Origin of the sequence: Psychrobacillus sp. FJAT-21963 (genome assembly GCF_001420585.1) — a bacterium.
Lineage (GTDB): Bacteria > Bacillota > Bacilli > Bacillales_A > Planococcaceae > Psychrobacillus.
Window position 1 is genome coordinate 152,547 of sequence record NZ_LJIY01000004.1, and the last position, 20,419, is coordinate 172,965.

At 36.3% G+C, this 20,419-nt stretch carries 21 protein-coding genes and 1 pseudogene; 8 read left to right on the forward strand and 14 right to left on the reverse strand.

The window, feature by feature from the left end; genetic code table 11:
- Positions 1 to 263 precede the first annotated feature (263 nt).
- The 6 genes from AN959_RS11520 to AN959_RS11545 form a co-directional block, all read right to left on the reverse strand.
- Entirely contained in the window at positions 264 to 545 is a 282-nt protein-coding gene (locus AN959_RS11520; RefSeq protein ID WP_053591642.1) for a GNAT family N-acetyltransferase, read from the reverse strand.
- A 33-nt stretch (positions 546 to 578) separates the two neighbouring features.
- The gene (locus tag AN959_RS11525; RefSeq protein ID WP_056830912.1) at positions 579 to 1,547 is read right to left on the reverse strand and encodes a ring-cleaving dioxygenase; all 969 of its coding nucleotides are present in this window, start codon (positions 1,545 to 1,547) and stop codon (positions 579 to 581) included.
- Positions 1,548 to 1,696: 149 nt separating this feature from the next.
- A complete protein-coding gene (locus tag AN959_RS11530) occupies positions 1,697 to 2,608 on the reverse strand; it encodes a DUF1002 domain-containing protein (protein WP_053591640.1) in 912 nt (303 codons plus the stop codon).
- Between the two features lie 145 nt (positions 2,609 to 2,753).
- Entirely contained in the window at positions 2,754 to 3,614 is an 861-nt protein-coding gene (locus AN959_RS11535) for a S1 RNA-binding domain-containing protein (RefSeq protein WP_156316833.1), read from the reverse strand.
- 167 nt (positions 3,615 to 3,781) lie between these two features.
- Complete coding sequence (gene mntR / locus AN959_RS11540; RefSeq protein ID WP_053591638.1) at positions 3,782 to 4,201, reverse strand: transcriptional regulator MntR; 420 nt, start codon at positions 4,199 to 4,201, stop codon at positions 3,782 to 3,784.
- Positions 4,202 to 4,343: 142 nt separating this feature from the next.
- Positions 4,344 to 4,613: a late competence development ComFB family protein gene (locus AN959_RS11545; RefSeq protein ID WP_253278911.1), complete on the reverse strand. Its 270-nt coding sequence runs from the start codon at positions 4,611 to 4,613 to the stop codon at positions 4,344 to 4,346.
- Between the two features lie 101 nt (positions 4,614 to 4,714).
- Between AN959_RS11545 and AN959_RS21050 the strand changes: the two genes are divergently transcribed.
- Complete coding sequence (locus tag AN959_RS21050; RefSeq protein WP_156350779.1) at positions 4,715 to 4,870, forward strand: lmo0937 family membrane protein; 156 nt, start codon at positions 4,715 to 4,717, stop codon at positions 4,868 to 4,870.
- Between the two features lie 28 nt (positions 4,871 to 4,898).
- Here AN959_RS21050 and AN959_RS11550 read toward each other — a convergent pair whose 3' ends face one another.
- The 6 genes from AN959_RS11550 to AN959_RS11575 all read right to left on the reverse strand — a co-directional run bounded on the left by AN959_RS11550 (position 4,899) and on the right by AN959_RS11575 (position 12,583).
- Positions 4,899 to 6,008 carry a GNAT family N-acetyltransferase gene (locus tag AN959_RS11550; RefSeq protein ID WP_056830916.1) on the reverse strand — a complete coding sequence of 370 codons (1,110 nt, stop codon included), beginning with the start codon at positions 6,006 to 6,008 and terminating at the stop codon, positions 4,899 to 4,901.
- Positions 6,009 to 6,023: 15 nt separating this feature from the next.
- Positions 6,024 to 8,123, reverse strand: a complete 2,100-nt coding sequence (locus AN959_RS11555) for a heavy metal translocating P-type ATPase (RefSeq protein WP_056830917.1) — start codon at positions 8,121 to 8,123, stop codon at positions 6,024 to 6,026.
- Entirely contained in the window at positions 8,107 to 8,481 is a 375-nt protein-coding gene (locus AN959_RS11560) for a metalloregulator ArsR/SmtB family transcription factor (RefSeq protein WP_053591634.1), read from the reverse strand. The genes AN959_RS11555 and AN959_RS11560 overlap by 17 nt, the downstream gene beginning before the upstream one ends.
- Before the next feature lie 331 nt (positions 8,482 to 8,812).
- A complete protein-coding gene (locus tag AN959_RS11565) occupies positions 8,813 to 11,170 on the reverse strand; it encodes a penicillin acylase family protein (protein WP_253278912.1) in 2,358 nt (785 codons plus the stop codon).
- A 108-nt stretch (positions 11,171 to 11,278) separates the two neighbouring features.
- Entirely contained in the window at positions 11,279 to 12,199 is a 921-nt protein-coding gene (gene murB, locus AN959_RS11570; RefSeq protein ID WP_056831145.1) for a UDP-N-acetylmuramate dehydrogenase, read from the reverse strand.
- 78 nt (positions 12,200 to 12,277) lie between these two features.
- Complete coding sequence (locus tag AN959_RS11575) at positions 12,278 to 12,583, reverse strand: helix-turn-helix domain-containing protein (protein WP_053592289.1); 306 nt, start codon at positions 12,581 to 12,583, stop codon at positions 12,278 to 12,280.
- Positions 12,584 to 12,837: 254 nt separating this feature from the next.
- Here AN959_RS11575 and AN959_RS11580 point away from each other — a divergent pair, with 254 nt between their 5' ends.
- The 5 genes and pseudogenes from AN959_RS11580 to AN959_RS11600 all read left to right on the forward strand — a co-directional run bounded on the left by AN959_RS11580 (position 12,838) and on the right by AN959_RS11600 (position 17,599).
- A complete protein-coding gene (locus AN959_RS11580; protein WP_056830922.1) occupies positions 12,838 to 13,365 on the forward strand; it encodes a YceI family protein in 528 nt (175 codons plus the stop codon).
- Positions 13,366 to 13,560: 195 nt separating this feature from the next.
- A complete protein-coding gene (locus tag AN959_RS11585) occupies positions 13,561 to 14,748 on the forward strand; it encodes a hypothetical protein (RefSeq protein WP_056830924.1) in 1,188 nt (395 codons plus the stop codon).
- A gap of 16 nt (positions 14,749 to 14,764) precedes the next feature.
- Positions 14,765 to 15,986, forward strand: a pseudogene (locus tag AN959_RS11590) (Zn-dependent hydrolase).
- Positions 15,986 to 17,161 carry a M20 family metallopeptidase gene (locus AN959_RS11595; protein WP_056830926.1) on the forward strand — a complete coding sequence of 392 codons (1,176 nt, stop codon included), beginning with the start codon at positions 15,986 to 15,988 and terminating at the stop codon, positions 17,159 to 17,161. Before AN959_RS11590 ends, AN959_RS11595 begins: the two are co-directional and overlap by 1 nt.
- Positions 17,162 to 17,302: 141 nt before the next feature.
- The gene (locus AN959_RS11600; protein ID WP_053591628.1) at positions 17,303 to 17,599 is read left to right on the forward strand and encodes a hypothetical protein; all 297 of its coding nucleotides are present in this window, start codon (positions 17,303 to 17,305) and stop codon (positions 17,597 to 17,599) included.
- Positions 17,600 to 17,935: 336 nt separating this feature from the next.
- Here the strand turns inward: AN959_RS11600 and AN959_RS11605 are convergent, their stop codons facing one another.
- Complete coding sequence (locus AN959_RS11605; RefSeq protein ID WP_056830928.1) at positions 17,936 to 18,178, reverse strand: hypothetical protein; 243 nt, start codon at positions 18,176 to 18,178, stop codon at positions 17,936 to 17,938.
- Between the two features lie 229 nt (positions 18,179 to 18,407).
- Between AN959_RS11605 and AN959_RS11610 the strand changes: the two genes are divergently transcribed.
- The gene (locus tag AN959_RS11610) at positions 18,408 to 19,697 is read left to right on the forward strand and encodes a helix-turn-helix transcriptional regulator (protein WP_056830930.1); all 1,290 of its coding nucleotides are present in this window, start codon (positions 18,408 to 18,410) and stop codon (positions 19,695 to 19,697) included.
- Entirely contained in the window at positions 19,694 to 19,942 is a 249-nt protein-coding gene (locus tag AN959_RS11615) for a hypothetical protein (protein ID WP_056830932.1), read from the forward strand. Before AN959_RS11610 ends, AN959_RS11615 begins: the two co-directional genes overlap by 4 nt.
- A gap of 37 nt (positions 19,943 to 19,979) precedes the next feature.
- Here AN959_RS11615 and AN959_RS11620 read toward each other — a convergent pair whose 3' ends face one another.
- Positions 19,980 to 20,309 (reverse strand): DUF4288 domain-containing protein, encoded by a 330-nt coding sequence (locus tag AN959_RS11620; RefSeq protein ID WP_231687491.1) that lies wholly within the window; start codon positions 20,307 to 20,309, stop codon positions 19,980 to 19,982.
- Between the last annotated feature and the right edge of the window lie 110 nt (positions 20,310 to 20,419).

Consider the following 20,419-nt stretch of genomic DNA (forward strand, 5'->3'; position numbering starts at 1 on the left):
AGTTTCATCTTTTTTTACTTTTACCCTATACAAAATGAAATAAACTTGTTTAATAGTTGTTTTAGGGGGTACTTAAATACTAACACTTACTACAGAAAGGAAGGAATAGGATGGAGAAAAAGTTAATCTTTAATCAGTCTGATTTCTTATACACATTGGCAGGTGCATCCGTATTAACCGGTATTTTAGTTTTCTTTATTTAACATTACAAATGTAAAAGGCAATCCACTTTTCTTAAATAAGCGGATTGCCTTTTACATTTATTAAGCTTTTACATCGTCATATTCGTTTGATTTATTAAAAGCTGCCACAACGTATGAGCATACAGCTTCCATCTTTAATTCTTTTTCACGAGCGTAGGCTACTGCAGTATCTAATAATTTCTTTGCTATACCTTGCCCTCGTAGTTTATCTGAAACGTATGTGTGGTCCATCACCATGACATCTCCAAGTAAAGTCCACGTAATTTCACCAAGTCTTTCACCATCTTGGACATATTGATAGGCATAAACATCATTTCCTAATTCTTTGTATTGAAATTCCACAGTCAACCACTCCTTTTTTGAATTTTAACATAGTTATTTGTTAATTGACAACGGACGCAACTTAGCTTCTATTTGCTCTCTTTTTGGTTCTAAAAAAGGAGGTAGCGCGAGAGACTCACCTAAGGATTCTAATGGTTCATCTGAATTAAAGCCTGGCTCATCTGTAGCCAATTCATATAGAATACCGTTCGGTTCTCTGAAATAAATGGATTTGAAATAATAACGATCTACTAAACCTGATGTGACAAATCCTTTTGCACGCAATAATTCTTCCCATTTTGGATAGTCCTCCATTGTCGGCACACGGAATGCAACATGGTGCACACTTCCTCTACCTGGTCTCTCTTGTGGTAAATCATTTCTTGTTTCAATATGCACTTCGCCTGCCGGCCCCCCTGCACCTGTGGTATATACTAACACTTCAGGCATATTAGCTATTTCTGATGGATAAGATCCAGCTAACGTGAATCCTAGAATTTCTGTAAGCACTTTTTCTGTTGGATCTGCTTTTCGTACAGTTAGCTTCACTGGACCTAATCCTACAATCGCATTTTCAGCAGAGATCTCTTCTTTCACCCAAGCCTCTCCATATGGAATTCCTTTACCATCATCGACTACTAGCATTAAACGAGAGCCCTCAAAGTCTTCAAAATAAAGTGTTTTCCGCCCGAATTTTTCTTTTATTTCGTCATGGGGTACTTCCAATTTCGTAAATCGTTCTTTCCAAAATTTCAGAGCATCTTCGCTTTTTACACGGAATCCCGTATTGCTAATACTTGATACTCCAGGATATGTTCTTCCTGCCATCGGAATGTCAAAGTAAGTCATATCTGTTCCCGGGGTTCCTACAGCATCTGCATAAAACAAATGATAGGAAGATGTACTATCTTGATTGACTGTTTTTTTCACTAATCTCATGCCCAGTATTCTTGTAAAAAAGTCGTGATTTTTATCAGCATCTGCTGTGATTGCTGAAACATGGTGTATTCCTGCTAATTTCATTACTTTCTCCTCCAATTTATCTCGAATTCAAGATAATTTCATTAGTTTTATAATATCAAATAAATATAGTATGTGCAAATAGGAAATGCTAAACGCTAGCCCATATAAAAACACCCTAAATGCCTGCGATGACAATTAGGGTGTATCGTTTAATTAAATAAAGAACGAATGGAATCAATTAAATTATTAAAGAAGTCTTTGACACTTTGCCAAAATCCTTCATCATCTACAATCTTACCAATCTTATCTTCTATCGTTTTACTTAAATCATTCAATTGATCAGACCACTGGCTAAAATCGATGTCTAGTTGACGAATTCGATCCATCAAATCTATTAGTAATTGGCGATCTTTTTCAGATAGTTCAATCTGTAACTTAGCTAACTGCTCCGTAACTATCTTTTCAACTTCTTCACGTGAAACAGGATTTTGCTCAGCAATTTGTTTTTTAATTTCTGTTAACAATTCACTTACTTTCGCTTCATCAATACCTGCTTCTTTTGCAAGATTTGTCGCTACCGATAGTTCATCGTTTGCTACATCTGTACGTTCTGGGTCTAACTCTCCGCCTGTCACTTCGTACGCTTTATATATTCCTACGAGCGCCGAATGACCAGTAACTGGTTTTGGAGCAGCGATTTCTACAACTGCGTCCTGAATTCCAGCTGTAAGCATTGCATTTGCATACATTTCTGAAGTTACCTCAGTAATATTATCTGGTGTGACAATATTGATTACTAAACCTTTACCAGCATCTTTTCTAGTGATTTTGGCTGAAGAGAACATTCGTGCAGATGCATCACCATCTTTTAAATACGTCGCTAAATCTTTCCCTGTTACGATTATTTCTTGAACATCTGAATTCTCGGTTATTTTTAAACTATTTTTCACACTATTTTTTTGTTCATCTGTCAGGTTCCCACCATAAACGACTATTGGTGCACCGAATTTTTCGTTAACTGGTTCCGTAGTACCCGTAGAGTCTGCAAACGTGATAGAAGGAGTAACTAAAACTCCAAACAATAAAATGACAGCGATAAATGGTTGTAATAATTTCTTCACTCAAATATCCCCTTTCTTCCAATCCATTCTTCCATTAGTACGAAAAAAGGAGCAAAAAGTTCCGACTGATCGATTCTTTTTACTCCTTCTCCAATTATTTCTAACTATTTAGACCTTTCCAAGTTTAACTATTGGAAACTTTCTTTTACATTTTTACTTCTGTCCAGCCATCATTTTGAACAATTTTACCCTCTTTCATGAGTTTACCAAGTGCTCGTTTAAAAGCCGCTTTACTCATCGTAAACATTTCTTGGATCTCCTCAGGCGTTGACTTATCAGTAAATGGCATTCTACCACCTACGTCATTTAAATATCTAAAAATAGATTCCGCATCGTCTCCCAAACGTTCATGTTTACGAGGTAATAAGGAACCGTTCAATGATCCATCTTCCTTTGTATCTATGATACGAACCGTTAAATCCTGGCCTAATCTAGGTTCTTCCACACGTTCTGATTGGTGCACGAAAATACGGTAATTTTCTGGAACACTAAGTAAGAAAGATCCAATCGGAAGAAGTCTATACGCTCTAGCTTGTACATTTTTGTTTAGTAAAGTAGTTGGAGCATCTATATATAGTTCCTCCACGCGATCTTCTGTTGCAAGACGACCAAACAATTCTCCTTCTTTGTCTGTGCGAAGTGTCATATATAAGTGATCGCCAATAACTGGCCACAGTTCTTTCACTTTCGGTAAGTCCTCTGCCTTTACTTGTACTTCCTTAGAAGTGCCAATATCGACAAATGCCCCTTCTTTATCCGTAACTTTTATCACCCTTGCCCATCCATACGTCCCCTTTGTAATATGTGGAAGTTGTGTGGTAGCTGATAAATTCCCTCTACGATCTACAAATAAAAATACTTCAATCTTGTCATCCACTTGTAAATCTTCTGGTGCTTCAGAAGCATTTAAAGAGATTTCTTCTCCTTTATGTGTGAGAATCCATTTTGATCCTTCTTTTTCTTCAACTTTTAATTTTACAATTTCTCCTGATTCTAGCTCTGCCAAATTCACCGCTCTCCTTCTGACCAATTATGATAATGGTCTTGACCTTACTTCTAATTTGTATCTTACATTATCCACTTATATATTCAGAAACCCTTACTTTACTTATTACCTTTTCGTTTGCATTATAAACTCTCCAACTAATCCGTAACAAAGACTATGTATATAAACTAATCGCTCTCTTCTTCTTGTAATTCAAGGAGTTTTGATTGAAGATCTGGATTCTCTTCTAGAAACAAAACTAAATCTGCTATACGATCAATGGAATTCCAGCTTAAATGGTGTTCAATTCCTTCTACATCATTGTATATATTCTCTTCTTTTACTCCAATTAGTCTTAGGAAGTCTTCTAATAAATCATGTCTTTTCACTAATTTTTTCCCAAGTTTTAATCCTTTAGGAGTAAGTGTAAGACCACGGTATTTCTCATAAATTAAAAAACCGTCTTTATCCAACTTCTGTACCATTTTCGTTACAGACGAAGGCAAGACAGATAAGGCTTCTGCAATGTCAGACACACGAGCATATCCTTTCTGCTCGATTAACAAATATATTTGTTCGATATGGTCTTCCATGCTTGGTGTTGGCATACGTATCTTCCTTTCATAACTACTCCGTTTATTTTACTACAACGCTCTCTTCTTCACAAATATAGCTATTTTATCCAAGTAGAGCTTTTCTAAGTGAAAGAACCTTATCGTTTGATAAGGTTCTGAGAGAAAAGTTTAAGGTTTAACTACGATGAGGATACTTTCCAATAACATGTATTGATTGGATAATTCTCTTATTAATCCATTCTAAGTTCTCTTTTGAATTTAAACGTTCAAATACAGCCGTTCTTCCTTTGTCAGTTGTGACATAATGTGCGGGTAAAGTATTTAAGCTTAAAGCTATAATATCCAATTCACATTGTTCACATTTACAAAAGGTTTGGTATTCCGGACCTCTCATAAGCATCGTCACCAGGCTCTTCACAATTTCTTCCGTTACGTTTGTGAGCAAATTTATCTCTTCTCCTTAAAAATTATCATGATGTTTAACACTATATACGAAAGGGTAAAACTTTAATAACCAAATGCTAAAGCGGAAAGGAGAATATATATATGGGTAAAATTTTATGGTCTATTATCGTTATTTTAATCGTACTTTGGTTACTCGGTTTAGTATTAAAAATTGGTGGAGGGCTAATCCACACACTACTAATTATAGCAGGTATTATTTTTGTTATTCAACTTGTAACAGGAAGACGGTCCGTATAGAAAAAGGATGCTCTATGAGCATCCTTTTTTATTGGATTGTTTTCCCATAAATACATGTGTTTCTAAGTCTTTTCCCATCTGCTGATAAGGAGTCATTGTGAAGTAATCCTTCTAATGTATATCCGACTCTTTCTGCAACGGAGCGACTTCGAACATTTTCACTATCACAACGAATCTCTACTCGGTTTGCCTGTAAATCCTCAAAAGCAAACTGTGTTATTCGTTCACAAGCTTCCGTCATTAAACCTTTTCCTTCAAACTTACAATCAATCCAATAGCCAATTTCAAACTTTCGTACATTCCAATCTATTCGATGTAATCCGGATGCACCTACAAATTCACCAGTATCTTTCAAGAACAAATGAAGTCGTAAGTCTTTTCGTGTTATAAAATCAGCAACCGCTTGGCGTAAATTAGTCGTCATCTGTTCCAATGTTTGTTTATTTTGTGCCCAGGGCATCCACTCTTTTAATGCATCATGAGAGTTAATTACTGACCTCCACACAACTTCTGCATCCTCCAAACGAGGTGCTCTAATTATAAGTCGTTCTGTGTAAAACTCCTCTGAAATAGAGTGTCGCTCTTCATTCTTTGCTTTTTTATTGAAATCATCGTCCCAGTTAACCGGAGTTGCGGTTCCCTTTAAAAAGTCATCTCTCGTCATTCCATATGTCACTGCATCATAGTAAGAGTTTTCCTTGGGAGAAAACCAAGCCTGTCTGAGCTGAGCTTCTTTCACAAAGCCAGCTCTTTCAAACGTTTTACGCATAGCAAAATTATCCTGTCGAGTATGACCCTCCAATCGTATTTTCACTTCAGGCAGTTGGAAAACATACTCAGTAACCATTTTCAACGCAAGAGGACCATATCCTCTTCCACGTGCTTCATCTGCAATTCGTAAATCAAATAAAGGAATCTCATCTTGTAAGTCATAGATTTTAACAATTCCTACTTGTTCTTTTTTTTCATTTTCAACCCAAAATGTCTTCACTTGATCCGATTGATATCCACCTTCTTCAATCGTCTTTTCTATTAATTCTCTCGCCGGATGAGAGTTACCATGATATGGCCAAGTGTTAGTCGTCATAAAATGTATTAGCTCTTCTTGTTCTTCCATTGTCCATTCTGTAAGCTTCATGCTACCCCTCCCGTGCTACTTATGCACTTTTAGTAGTCGTAAAGAATTTAGTACCACCAGTAATGTCGCACCCATATCAGCAAAGATGGCAATCCATAACGTTAACCATCCTGGAATAATGAGTAAAAGTGCAATGATTTTTAATCCTAATGCAAACATAATATTTTCTTTAATAATATGCAATGCTTTTCGACTTAATCGAATCGTATATGGGAGTTTTTCTAAATCATCGGCCATCAAAGCAACATCCGCTGTTTCAAGAGCCGCATCTGTTCCGGCTCCACCCATGGCAATTCCAACCGTTGATGCTGCAAGTGCTGGAGCATCGTTTACACCATCTCCAACCATTGCTACTGACCCATACTTTTCTTTCAGTGATTTTATAGCTAATAGTTTTTGTTCAGGCATAAGCCCGGCTTCTACATCAGTTAGTCCAAGTTTAACAGCAATAGCTTGAGCTGTTCGCTCATCATCTCCGGTAAGCATTACAGTATGTTTGATACCTGCAGATTTTAAATCGGCTAATACTGTCATGCTAGTTGAACGAATTGGATCTGCTACAGCAATAAATCCTTTGTATATTCCATCCTCTGAAGCCAGCATCACTGTGTTTCCTTCTGTTTGTAACTTTTCCACACGAGCTATAACTTCCGTTGGAACAGTGTTAATCGCACCTATCCAAGCAACGCTTCCTACCGCCCATTTCTTTCCTTCTATTACTCCTTCTGCACCTTTTCCAGTAACAGATTGGAATTCCTCGACCTCTACCGCTTGTATATGTTCCTTAGAAGCATACTTTACAATTGCTTGTGCAAGTGGGTGTTGTGAATACGTTTCAATCGACATTACTTTTTGAATGAAGTCATTATCGGATTCTGCTTCCACATAAGTCACTTCAGGATAACCTTTTGTTAATGTTCCTGTTTTATCAAACGCAATTGCTTTCAAACGGCCTATTTCTTCTAAATGTATTCCACCTTTAATAAGTACACCCTGTTTTGCGGCATTTCCTATTGCTGTTACGATTGCAACAGGTGTAGATACGACTAATGCACATGGACATCCTACTACTAGAACTGCAAGTCCCTGGTAAATCCATGTCTGCCAATCTGCTCCGAATAATGGAGGAACGATTGCTACTAAAAAGGCGATCACAATAATAGCAGGTGTATAATACTTCGCAAATTTATCGACAAACTTTTGTGAAGGAGCCTTTTCAGCCTGTGCTTCTTCTACTAAATGAATAATCTTAGCAATCGTAGTATCTTCTACTCTCTTAGTTACTTGAACTTCCAAAGAGCCCTCTTCATTTAATGTACCAGCAAACACTTCGTCCCCTATAGTTTTTACTGCAGGTACTGACTCACCTGTAATAGACGCTTGATTGACAGCTGATGTACCTTTTAAAACAATTCCATCCATTGCAATTTTTTGTCCTGGTTTCACAATGAGAATGTCATTAATTTGAATAAATTCTGTATCGACTTCTACAAGCTGATTATCACGGCGAATCGTTGCAGTTGGAGGAGCAATATCCATTAGCTGGCTAATTGATTGTCGTGCTTTATTCATCGAGTAAGCTTCTAATGCTTCACTCACTGCGAATAAAAAGACGACAACTGCACCCTCTCTCCATTCACCGATAATCGCTGCCCCTATAATGGCGATAGTCATTAGCGTATTCATATCAAAATAAAATTTTGATAAATTCTTAAACCCATGTTTGAACATTTCGTATCCACCAACAGCAATGGAAACAACAAATAAGCCGACTGCAGATGGATGGGACTCACCATTGACAATGGACGCAACAATCCCGATGACTAAAAATACAAAGGAAATGACTGTCACGATATTTTCCTTTCGTTTAAAAAACGGTACCTTTCCTTCTACTTTACGTTGCTTTTGTTGTGCTACTTTAATGCCGTCAAATGCCCCTGCTTTCTCAATATCTTCTATCGTCACATCTCCTATTACAGAAACTTTAGATGCTCCGAAATTAACAAGAGCGTCATCGACATTAGGAAGACTTTTTATATTATTTTCGAATTTCATGGCACAGCTGGCACATGAAAGATTTTCTAAGCGATATTCTTTTTTAGCTGTTTTCTCCATCTTTCTCACCCTCTTCTACCGCGTGTTCATACGCGATTTTAACTAGCTCGTTCACATGATGGTCTGCTAATGAATAATAAACTAATTTACCTTTACGACGTGATTTTGCAAGGGATAAATCTCTTAAAAATCGTAAATGATGTGATGCAGTTGCTGTAGATGATCCAATAATCTCACTCACATCGCAAACACATAATTCTTCTTCTATTGTTAGTGCATATGCAATTTTAAGTCTTGTTTCATCTGCCAACGCTTTAAAAATTTGAGCAACCTTTGTAACTTCTGGCAGCTTCTTTTTGACAGCCTGCACTACTTCTTCATGTACAATTGTCACTTCACACATATCTTTGGTCTGCATTTCCTCACCTCATTCAAATGTTCATTTGATTGTTACTTTCATTATATGTTCACACTGTTTAATATGCAACTTCATTCAAACATTTATTTGAATGTTTTTCATTCTATGAGTGAGCCATCCGATTATTGGAGCAAACCATCCGATGTGACCAGATAATCGATTTTCTGTCCGTATAAAATTATTTCCGACTGGATAAGTGTGGTTTCTGTCCGTATAAAATTATATCTGACCGGATAGTTGTAGTTTCTGTCCGGATAGGTATTTTTCTGACCGCATAGCAGTTTCAACCCAAAAAAACCACTCAGATACTGAGTGGTCTCTCTATCCAAACTTATTTAGATTTCAAATTCAATTCATAGCCTTTCTCTATGTCCCCATCAATAACTGTTGTATGATATTTTCCTTCTGCCCAATCCATCACCTGATCATGGTACCAATCTGATTTCATATGCCCACTTTGACCAGGTCCAACGATATGATATGACTCACTTAAATCTGCCAAATCCGCAACAAATCGCCAGGATGCTCCGTGGTCGACTCTTCCATCATCACCGAAACCAGCTGCCTGCACTGTAATATTTGAGCCGCCAATTGGCACAGATTTTGGATTTAATAAATACTCTAAAATCGGCGAGGCACCTGCCAAGGGATGGTCAAATGTTAACTGATGATAATCCCCCCACTTCCACTTTTCTTCATTTGAACCAAACTCCTCTTTAACATCCGCAATCGCATCTACAAAAGAATCATAAACCCATTTGTCCACTCCACCATACTCATCTAACCATGCACTAGATTCATTACGATATCCTTTCCTTAAAAACTGATCCGAGATATTTCCTTTTCCAGATAACATATTGTATACATCCTCTGGCATTTCATCTTCCAGCAAAGTCTTTGGAAGCTGCTTCATCCATTTATGAAAAACAAGAGGAGCCGCTAACTCCTTGTCATCCACCTGGTTCCACTCAGTTAGTAAACTAATAATCTCTTTATATTCCCCACCATTGTCTAGCTTTTCCACTGAATTAATCATAGAAGATAAAAATTCCCGGGCATATAAATTCGTTTGATCCATTTGTAAATTCATCATATCTTCCTTTGTTAAATCGGAATTACTTTTCAACACTTCTGCAATACGATCAAATCGGTAGGATTGTGCCCAAAAGTCTGTAATATGATATTTATAAGAATCATCTACCACTTGATTGTTCGCTGTCGCAATAAACCCTTCTAAAGGATTCACAATATTAGGTAGTTCATTGTATGGCACATACCCTTCCCACCCATAGTCAGCAGAGTCTCCCGGCACAGGTAATTGTCCGTCTCCCGATTTACGTATTGGTAGCCTACCATTTGCTTTATATGCAATTGTTCCATCTTTAGCAGCAAACACAAAGTTTTGTGCAGGTGCATGGAAATCCTCTAGAGCAGTCTCAAACTCATCCCAATTAGTCGATTTATTCATTTTAAGAATTGCTTGTAATTCAAGCGTTGGCTCTAGCGCAGTCCATTGCATGGAAAACAAAGCGGATGCTTTCTCTTCTTTGAATAAAACATCTGAAATAATTGGCCCATAACGAGTTACCACAACCTCGAAAGGAATGGCTTCTTGTCCCTTTACTTTAATTTCATTTTTACGTACCTCTGCCTGCTCCCACTTACCTTCATAAAAAAACTGTGTTCGGTCATCCGGGTTCGGTGTTTCAATATATAAATCCTGGACATCAGGTCCCACATTCGTGACACCCCATGCAACGTCTTCATTGTGCCCTAGAATAATTCCAGGGATTCCAGCAAATATAACCCCGCTTACGTTTTGTTCTGGAGACTCTAAATGCATTTGATACCAAATAGAAGGCGTACTTAATCCTAAATGTGGATCATCCGCAAGTAGTGGCATGCCACTTTCCGTTTTATTCCCACTAACGACCCAATTGTTGCTCCCGTTAAATTCATTCGGTAGTAAAGAAGCATTAAAGTAACCGCTTACATTTACTGGTTTATTTTTGTTTGCCTCTATGATTGATTGTGCATCCTCTGGATAAGTAATAAATAATTCTTTCGCCTTTTCTTCCTCATATTCATTGAGAGCCCAATGCCTAATTGCCAAGGTTGACCAATTCCCTCCTAGATCATATGCCATAAATTTTCCTATTGCCAAAGAATCAATAGGCGTCCACTCTTCTGGTTCATATCCAAGGAGCTTAAACTCATAACTCAATTTCTTTTCTTCTTTCGCGAAGGCGATAAACTCATTAACCCCTTCCGTATAACATTTCAACACATCTTTTGCTTCTAGGCTATAACCTTCATATGATTTTTCTGCAGCATCTCGCAAGCTAAATGTTAAGAAAAACTTATCTGTATCTAAAGCTGTTTCACCTACAACTTCTGATAATTGCCCACTTGCTTGCCTTCTCGCTAAATCCATTTGGAACAGTCGATCTTGTGCTTGTACGAATCCTTGAGCGCGATATAAATCTGCATCCGATTTTGCTAGAATATGAGGTACACCGTCAGCATCTCGCACAACTTTGACATCTGCCTCTAATATATCTACGGAAAGATCTCCCTTAATTATAGGCTTGGAATTGGATATATACATATTCACTCCAATTACCGCAATTGCAATTATCGCAAGGATACTCCCCAATAACCAAGCAATTATTTTCCACCTTTTCTTCACATTCGTACCCCCTTTTATTACATTACATTCATCGACATCCGTATTAAATTACCTTTATAACATAAAAAAAGACCTATGAATAAATATATTCATAGGTCAATATTTATATTATTCTTGTTTGTTTTCACCAACAATTTTTACTTCTAATTCTAACTCGACTCCAAAGTTCTCTTTTACCGCTTTCTTAACCATTTCAATTGTGCTTATATAGTCAGTAGCGGTTGCATTGTTCTTATTGACTATAAAACCAGCATGCTTTGTTGAAACTTCTGCCCCGCCGAAGCCTTTTCCTTGTAATCCGCTATCTTGGATAAGCTTTCCTGCGAAATAACCAGGAGGACGTTTGAATACACTTCCTGCAGAAGGATACTCAAGCGGTTGTTTGGATTCCCTTTGATATGTTAGGTCAGCTATTTTAGCATCAATTTCTTCTTGATTACCGGGTTTTAATTCAAATTCAGCCGATAAAACATAGTATCCTTTTTTTGTGATGATACTTTTACGGTAGCCAAGCTCTAATGCTTCTTTAGAAAGAACAAGTTTTTCTCCGGTAGGTGTGAGGACTGTAGATTGAACAATTACATCCTGAACTTCTCCACCGTAAGCACCAGCATTCATTGCCATTGCACCGCCAATCGATCCAGGAATTCCACAGGCAAACTCTAATCCTGTTAGTGATTCTTTGGCCACAGCTCTTGAAACGTCAATAATGTCCGCTCCACTTTCTGCAATTACTCTATTTCCATTTATCGTAATCTTATTTAGTTTTTCTAAGCGAAGAACAATCCCTCTAACTCCACCATCCCGGACGACCATGTTTGATCCGTTTCCAAGAAGTAATAAAGGGATATCATTTTTGAACGCATATTGAACAACAAATGCTGCTTGGTCTTCCGTTTCGGGAGTGACGAATACGTCCGCAACCCCACCCATCCGTGTCATTGTATGCAAATTTAGTGCTTCATCTATTTTTACATTTCTTGCATCTAGTTGTGTAGTTAAATCTTGAAACCATTTTTGTTTACTCAAAAAAGACAATCCTTTCTTCATATACAATTCACCTTTACATAGTATGCGTTTTAGCAACTAATATATCAAGCAAAATTGTTATAACCATTCTTTAGACCAGGTTTCTATTCCGCCAACTACATCTTTTAGGGCAAGACCTTTGTCTGTTAAGTTATATTCGACCCGCACTGGGACTTCTGAAAAGACAGTTCTTTCTACTATACCTTCTTTTTCAAGTTCTTTTAAACGCTCAGAAAGTAACCGCCCACTTATAGGAAGAGAAGATTCAATTTCATTAAATCGTTTCGCTCCATCTATTAGTTGGTAAACAATCAAAGCTGTCCATCTTTTCCCTATCAATTCCATTGCCTTCGATAATCGCGGGCATAATAATGATTCTTTCATCTGTTTCACCTCTATCATTTTCTATTATATTCTCCTCTAAGTAATTTGTAAAACAAAGTAATTTAATTACTTGACGTAACCATAGTATTATTTTAAAGTTAGTTACATAAAGTAACTTATAGTTTAATAAACTTTTTAATGGGAACAGAATAATGTTGAATTTTTTATTTATCTTGAAATAAAACATCTTGATTTCAAAATAAGTTTGTTTTATAATAAGTTTATCAAAAAACATTCCAAGGAGGAAATTTATAATGACAAAATTTAATCTTGACGCTGCACACTCTAGTATCGACTTTTCTGTGAAACACATGATGGTTTCCAAAGTAAAAGGTTCTTTCACAAATTTCACAGCTGACCTAGAAGGTACTGCTGAAGATTTAACTGGTGCAACTATCAGCTTCGATATCGATGTAAAATCAATTAACACAAATAACGAAGATCGTGATAACCACTTACGTTCAGGTGACTTCTTTGATACAGAAAAATACCAAAGTATTAAATTCGTTGCTACAGACATTAAAAAAACGGATGATGGTGAATATGACGTAACTGGTGATATGACAATTAAAGGTGTAACAAAACCAGTGACTTTCGAAGTAGAATACGGCGGTAAAGGAACTAACCCATGGGGCCAAGAAGTAGTAGCATTTTCTGCGGATACAAAAATTAACCGTAAAGATTTTGACCTAGTATGGAACCAAGCACTTGAAACTGGTGGCGTTCTTGTTGGTGAAGACATCAAAATCACTGTGGAACTAGAGTTAAACCCAGCTCAATAATCTATATACATCTTAAGCTATCCTAAAAAACTAGGATAGCTTTTTTTGTTTCTTTCAAAACGCTAGAAATATGAAAACACATACATTTCCAAACTAAAAAAACTGACTATTCTTGAATATATTATATACTTTATACTACATCAAATCTGTGCTATTGTATGGAGTATTCTATATTGTCAGAAAGGAAAGTTTATTATGCCTCAAATGCTAGCTTTAGTTTTGGTTGTCGGAATTTTATTTATCGGAGATCTTGTCTCTAATAGAACGAAGGCATGGATCCCTTCCGTTTTCGTTTCCGCCGTTCTATTTATTATTGGTTATTGGACTTTCTTTCCAAAAGAGATTGTTTCCATTGCAGGGGTACCTCCTGTAGTAGCAACAATGATGATTTATTTACTTATTACTAATATGGGTACTTTACTGTCCATTCAACAATTAAAGGAGCAGTGGAAAACGATCTTAATTTCACTAGCTGGAATATTAGGTATTATCGCTGTTCTATTTAGTATAGGAACTTTATTATTTGATCTTGAAACGGTTATTGTTGCAATCCCCCCTCTTGTTGGAGGATTGGTCTCCGCATTGATCATGTCTGAGGGAGCAGCAAATGCTGGATTAACAACATTATCTGTATTTGCAATTGTTATTTACGTTATGCAAGGCTTTGCTGGTTATCCACTTACATCTATCGCACTTAAGAAAGAAGGGAAATCACTTCTTGAAAAATTCCGCAAAGGAGAACTTACAATACCAGGACAAACCAACACTTCTACAGATGAACCACAAGAAGAGCTGAAAATGTTCCGCAAAATGCCTGCAAAATATAACACAGATTACTTTAAGTTTTTCCGTTTAGCTTTGGTAGGTTTTCTTGCCTATCTTGTTTCAACTGTTTTAGAACCTATTGTATCCATTAGTCCGTATGTTCTTTGCTTATTATTCGGTATTATCGCATCGAGTATTGGTTTCTTAGAACGCCAAGTATTACAAAAAGCAAATGGTTTCGGCTTATGTATCATGGTTCTGATGCTTTTCGTTTTTGATGCTTTAAAGACAGCAACACCTTCGATGATTATGCAAATTCTATATCCACTTATTGGAACAATTATTCTTGGAGTAATAGGTATGTATATTTTCTCTTTACTTATGGGAAAAGTTCTAAAAGTGAGCAAAAATATGGCTTTTGCCATTTCGTTAACTGCCCTTTACGGATTTCCTGCTGATTACATCATTACAAACGAAGTAATTAATTCTTTAACCCAGGATGAAAAAGAACGAGAAGCTTTAACTGCACATATGCTGCCACCTATGCTAGTCGGAGGATTCATCAGTGTTACGATCGTTTCTGTTATTCTCGCAGGTATTTTCGTAGGATTCTTATAAGATTAGGAGAGATAATATGGCAAATCAAGCTAGAATAGAAGAACATATTAAGCTACTAAGTCAATTCACGGCTACTCCAGGCGCAGGAGTCACAAGGCTTACCTATTCTAAAGAAGATCTAGACGCTAGAAAATACATCATAGAGAAAATGACTGAATATGGGCTTATTGTTTCTGAAGACGGATTTGGTAACATTTTTGGAAAACTCGAAGGAACTCAGCCAGATGCTCCATCTATTATTGTCGGTTCCCATTTTGACTCTGTCCCAAATGGAGGAGCTTATGATGGTACTGCAGGAGTGGTGGTCGGCTTAGAGGTAGCCGCACTCTTTCAAGAAACCGGTTGTAAGCCAGCATATCCTCTCGAAATTATTGCTCTTGTCGAAGAAGAAGGCTCCCGTTTTGGTGGAGGGTTAATGGGTTCGAGAGGAATGATGGGTTTATTGACTAATGAAGAGTTTAAAAGTCTTGCTGATAAAGATGGGATACTTGCTGAAGATGCGATGATGAGCATTGGATTAGATCCTTCGAACGATAAAATTCGTGATCCAAAAACGATTAAAGCATTCTTAGAGCTTCATATCGAACAAGGTCCAATTTTAGAAGAAAAAAATATTCCAATTGGTATTGTGGAAGCAATCGTTGGTTTAACTCAATTAGAAGTTACCATCCAAGGGCAAGCAGGACATGCTGGTACAACACCGATGGAACGACGATCAGATGCACTTGTCACTGCCGCAGAAATCATTGCAGCTTTCCCTCAGCTTGCCTTAGAGGAAGGAAACGGTACGGTTATTACAACCGGGCAGTTACATGTATTTCCTAATGGATCAAATGTTATCCCAAACAAAGTAATTTTTTCGGTAGATATACGTTCAGCTAAAGAAGAAAATGTTCATAGCGCAATGCAAAAAGTAGAGCAATTAATTGCCTGGTATGGGTATCCTTACTTCCACTGAACAATTGCTTTATATTGCACCGAAAGAAATGAATGAAACAATTCAATCCACTTTTAAAGAAGTGAGCGACAAATTAGACATTCCTTATTGCACAATTAATAGCGGTGCTGGTCACGATGCGATGGTTTTATCTGATTTCACTGCTTGTGGAATGGTGTTTGTTCCAAGTAAAGATGGTCTAAGTCATTGCCCAGAGGAATGGTCTAATTCGAGCCACCTGGCTGCAGGAGCTAATATTTTGTTCCAAACAGCTTTACAATTAACGGAGGGAAATAAATAATGATTAATTTAAAATTGAAAGACTCTATTACTAATTCTAAAGATGAATTAACTGCTCTACGCCGTAAATTACATAGTGAGCCAGAGTTATCTTTTGAAGAATTTAAAACGACAGCTTTTGTGTGTGAGTACTTAGATAAACTCGGAATTTCATATCGAAAAACTGAGCCTACAGGAGTTATTGCCGAAATTCAAGGAACTCCAGGCGGAAAAACCGTTGCTCTTCGCGGTGATATGGATGCACTCCCGGTTCAACAGCTTAATACCCATGTACCTTATGCTTCTAAAGTCGAAGGAAAAATGCATGCATGTGGACATGATGCGCACACCTCTATGCTACTAATCGCTGCAAAGGTTTTATCTGAAGTGAAAGATGAACTTCCTGGAAATGTACGCTTCCTATTCCAACCAGCTGAAGAAGCAGCTGCCGGGGCTAAAGCAATGGTTGACCAAGGCGCAATGGATGGAGTAGACAATGTTTTTGGTATTCATATTTGGTCTCAAATGCCAACAAACAAAGTTTCTTGTACACCAGGGCCTTCCTTTGCTGCTGCTGATATTTTTAAAGTGAAGTTTAAAGGACGCGGTGGGCATGGTGCTATACCAGAAGCTTGTATTGACGCGGCACTTGTTGCCTCATCGTTTGTCATGAATGTGCAAACCGTTGTTTCTCGAACAATTGATCCACAAAGTCCAGCGGTTCTCACGGTAGGAAAAATGGTAGTAGGAACAAGATTTAACGTAATTGCTGAAAATGCTGAAATTGAAGGAACTGTACGTACGTTTCATCCAGATACTCGTAATCATATCGAAAAAAGCATTACACAATACGCTGAGAGTGTAGCTTCTATATACGGTGCTTCTGCTGAAGTAGAGTATATCCGAGGTACAGATGCCGTAGACAACGACAAAGAAAGCGCGGAACTTGTTCAACAGGTAGCTACTGAAGCTTTCGGTTCAGAAGTTATTTATAACGAAAAACCTACAATGGGCGGTGAGGATTTTTCTGCATTCCTTACAAAGGCACCTGGTAGCTTTGCTCTTGTAGGAAGTGGTAATCCAGAAAAAGATACAGAATGGGCTCATCACCATGGGAACTTTGATATCGATGAAGATGCACTCGTCACTGGTGCAGAACTATACGCTCAGTATGCTTGGGCCTATTTAAAAAAGTAAGAAAATGTAAAATCAATATTCTCAACTAAATTTCGTTCATTTTCCACTACTCTGAAATTATTCAGAGTAGTTTTTTAAATTTTGAAACTATCTTTTGAGATTTTCGTATATACTAAAGAAAATGGAAATGGAGTGATAATAATGGAAGATATTATTGGACTTGGAATCGGACTTATTGCAGTGGTGATGATTTTCTCGATACCACTTTCCGCAATATGGTCAACTCATTTACGCAAATCACAAAACATACGTGCACAAATTGTAAAAGACGAAATAGAGTTAGAAAAGCTCAAATATGATAATTTTTTACTTGAAACGGAAAGAATGCGAATAGATTTACAGCAAAAACAAGCAAGTCTACTCGAAACTTCAGCGGATCCTTTAATCATAGAGTTACAAAAGCGTGCTCAAACCGAGTCAAAAGTTATATCTTCATAAAAATCGTGTCGAGATTATTTCGCACGTTTTTTTAATTGTTTTATGAAATGGAACATACAATGTAAACATCTACAAAAGGATTTTTTCAACTTCTTAAAAGCCTTAGATGGTCAGTTAAAATAACAATTATAGCAGTGACCTTATCACTCGTAATTACCATTGTCGGGTTAATTGTTGTCTTTTTACTGACCAAATATTCTTCCTAGAGCAAGGAAAAATTACGGGAGCAGGTACACATGAAGAGCTAATCGCTAAACATGATCTATACAGGGAATTCACTCATGGACAAGGTTTATCGTAAAATGGAAAGTCAATTAAGTCTATTTTGGATTTTTTTCACCATAGTTCCTTTGCTTTGGAATAGAAAACCTCTAACGCTGTTTTAAATTCTTCCATCTTTTTAGCAGTTAGTGCTTCTCTACTTTTATTTTCTTCAATTTTAATTGGAATTGTATCGTGATTTAGATTATGTTCGTCAGTGTTATATGGTAGAGTTGTTAATAGAAACCAACACATGATGGAAAAAAGAAGCAAGAAAAAAAGAAGTTTGCGAATCGAGATACTTAAATTTTTTCTCAAAAATTCACCACCCATTTACATTAATAATTTAAGTATTAACTAAAAACCCAAATAATTCCACAACAAATATTTGGGAAAGTTGATATGAAAATAGGGAGTTATTTGGGTGTTTTTTATTCGCACTTTCCTGTTCTCTATTTCTTCTGATTTCCAAATAATATTATGTTATCATTAATATTGTATTGGTTTTCTTTTTTCTTACTAGGTCCTATTGAGGAGGTGCTTGTGTATGGAAATAGGACAATTGATTAAATTAGAACGCCAGAGACAGAATATGAAACAAGAATATTTGGCTTCAGGTATTTGCGTTCCTTCTTACTTAAGTCGAATAGAAAATGGTTTAGTAATACCGAGTGAAGATATCCAAAAGCATATTCTTACGCGCTTGAACATCCCTCTGGACTCTTTAAAGAGTGAAATAGACCAAGAGAAAACGATTCAATTTAAAACTAAATTTAAAACAGTCATTAACTCTAGAAACAAGCAAAAAGCAGAAGCTCTGCAACTAGATATCCATAACTATATTGAGAGTCATCCTTTCGAACCCAATAGACTGACACTTCTATTAATAGAAACTAGATTAATACTAATGCTACCAGATCAAACGATTAATATTAGAAACAATCTAGCTATATTAGCGGAGTTTAAAAAGGAAATGGATTCCGAACAGTTATTTTATCTATATACGATTCAAGGAATAGTAGCTTATCAAAATAATCAGTTCAGTCAAGCATCCGAGTTTTTCTCTCAAATTTTTACACTTATAAAAAACTATCGTATGGAAGACTGGGAAATGGCCGAACTTTATTACGTATCGAGCTTATCACTTCTGTCAGAATCACGTTATATAATGGCTATCGATTATGTAAAATCTGCTCTTTCCTATTTTAATCAAGAATTATTAATAGAACGTTCTATCGAATGTTTAATTATTTTAGGGATTGCTCAGATTGATACTGGGGTATTAAAAGAATCGATAGCTACATTTGAAAAAGCGAAAGAAATCAGCTTAAAAATCGATTCTTCTAAATACAACGGAAAGATTGAACATAACTTAGGAGCAAGTTATTCTATTCTAGGAAATCAAAAACAAGCACTTTATCATTTTCAAAATAGTTTAAATATAAAAACTAATCCAAATGATAAATTAGTGACCATTGTTTCAATATTAAAGGAATATCACAAAATAAATGATGTTCAAAATGCAAAGATTTGGCTAGAAAAGGGATTAGAGTTACTAGATCAGTTGACTGAGGAATATAGATCTTTCTATAAAAGTCATTTAAGTATATACAGAGCACTTTTATTAGAGAAAGATAATATTATTCCAATCTTTAAAGAAGCCCTAGCCTATTTCGAGGATATACAAGACTACAAATATTGTTTTATTTATTGCCAAGTGCTGGCAAAAAGATTAGCTGATAAAAAACAATACAAACAATCAACAATTTATTATCAGTTAGGTTTTAACTATAATTTAAAATTATCACATGTAACTAATTGGGAGGAACTAACATGAAAAAATTTATTATCGGTACACTTTGTTTAGTAGGTTTATTAATTACATTTAATGTAGGTGGGCAAGAACTTTCAATACAAGATAAACCTGATATTACTTCTATTAATAAACTTGCAATACAAGACAAACCTGATATCACTTCTATTAATAAATTTGCGATACAAGACAAACCTGACATCACTTCTATTAATAAATTTGCGATACAAGACAAACCTGATATCACTTCTATTAATTTTTACATCTAATAAAAAAGGGCCCAAGAAATTAACTCTTGGGTCCTTTCTAATTTCCATAGTTACGTTCTAGACAAACTTCTTCATCCAGAATTATATGATGACTATATACTTCTCCAAACTCTAAACATTCTTCTATATTATCTACAAGTTCAAATACATCAAGAATCATTAATAACTTTATAGTGGTGGTTTCCCCAAATGCATTGGCATATGTCACGTCTTTAAAGTGTTGCTTCACTAATCCATCTACGTCCTCTAATTTATCCGCTCGGACAATATTGATCGTTTCTTCAAAAGTTTTATTAGGCATCGATTCTGGTGAGGAGATATGTTCAAATAAAAGTTTTACAGAGTAAATGTTTGACAATAGAATCACCTCTTCTTTTAATTCTATTATTCTTTAATTTGAGCCAGAATGCCACAACTTTCATGTGGGAAAGTCACCTTCAAAAATGGTGTTTAAGTACCGGTTTACGTTACTACTTT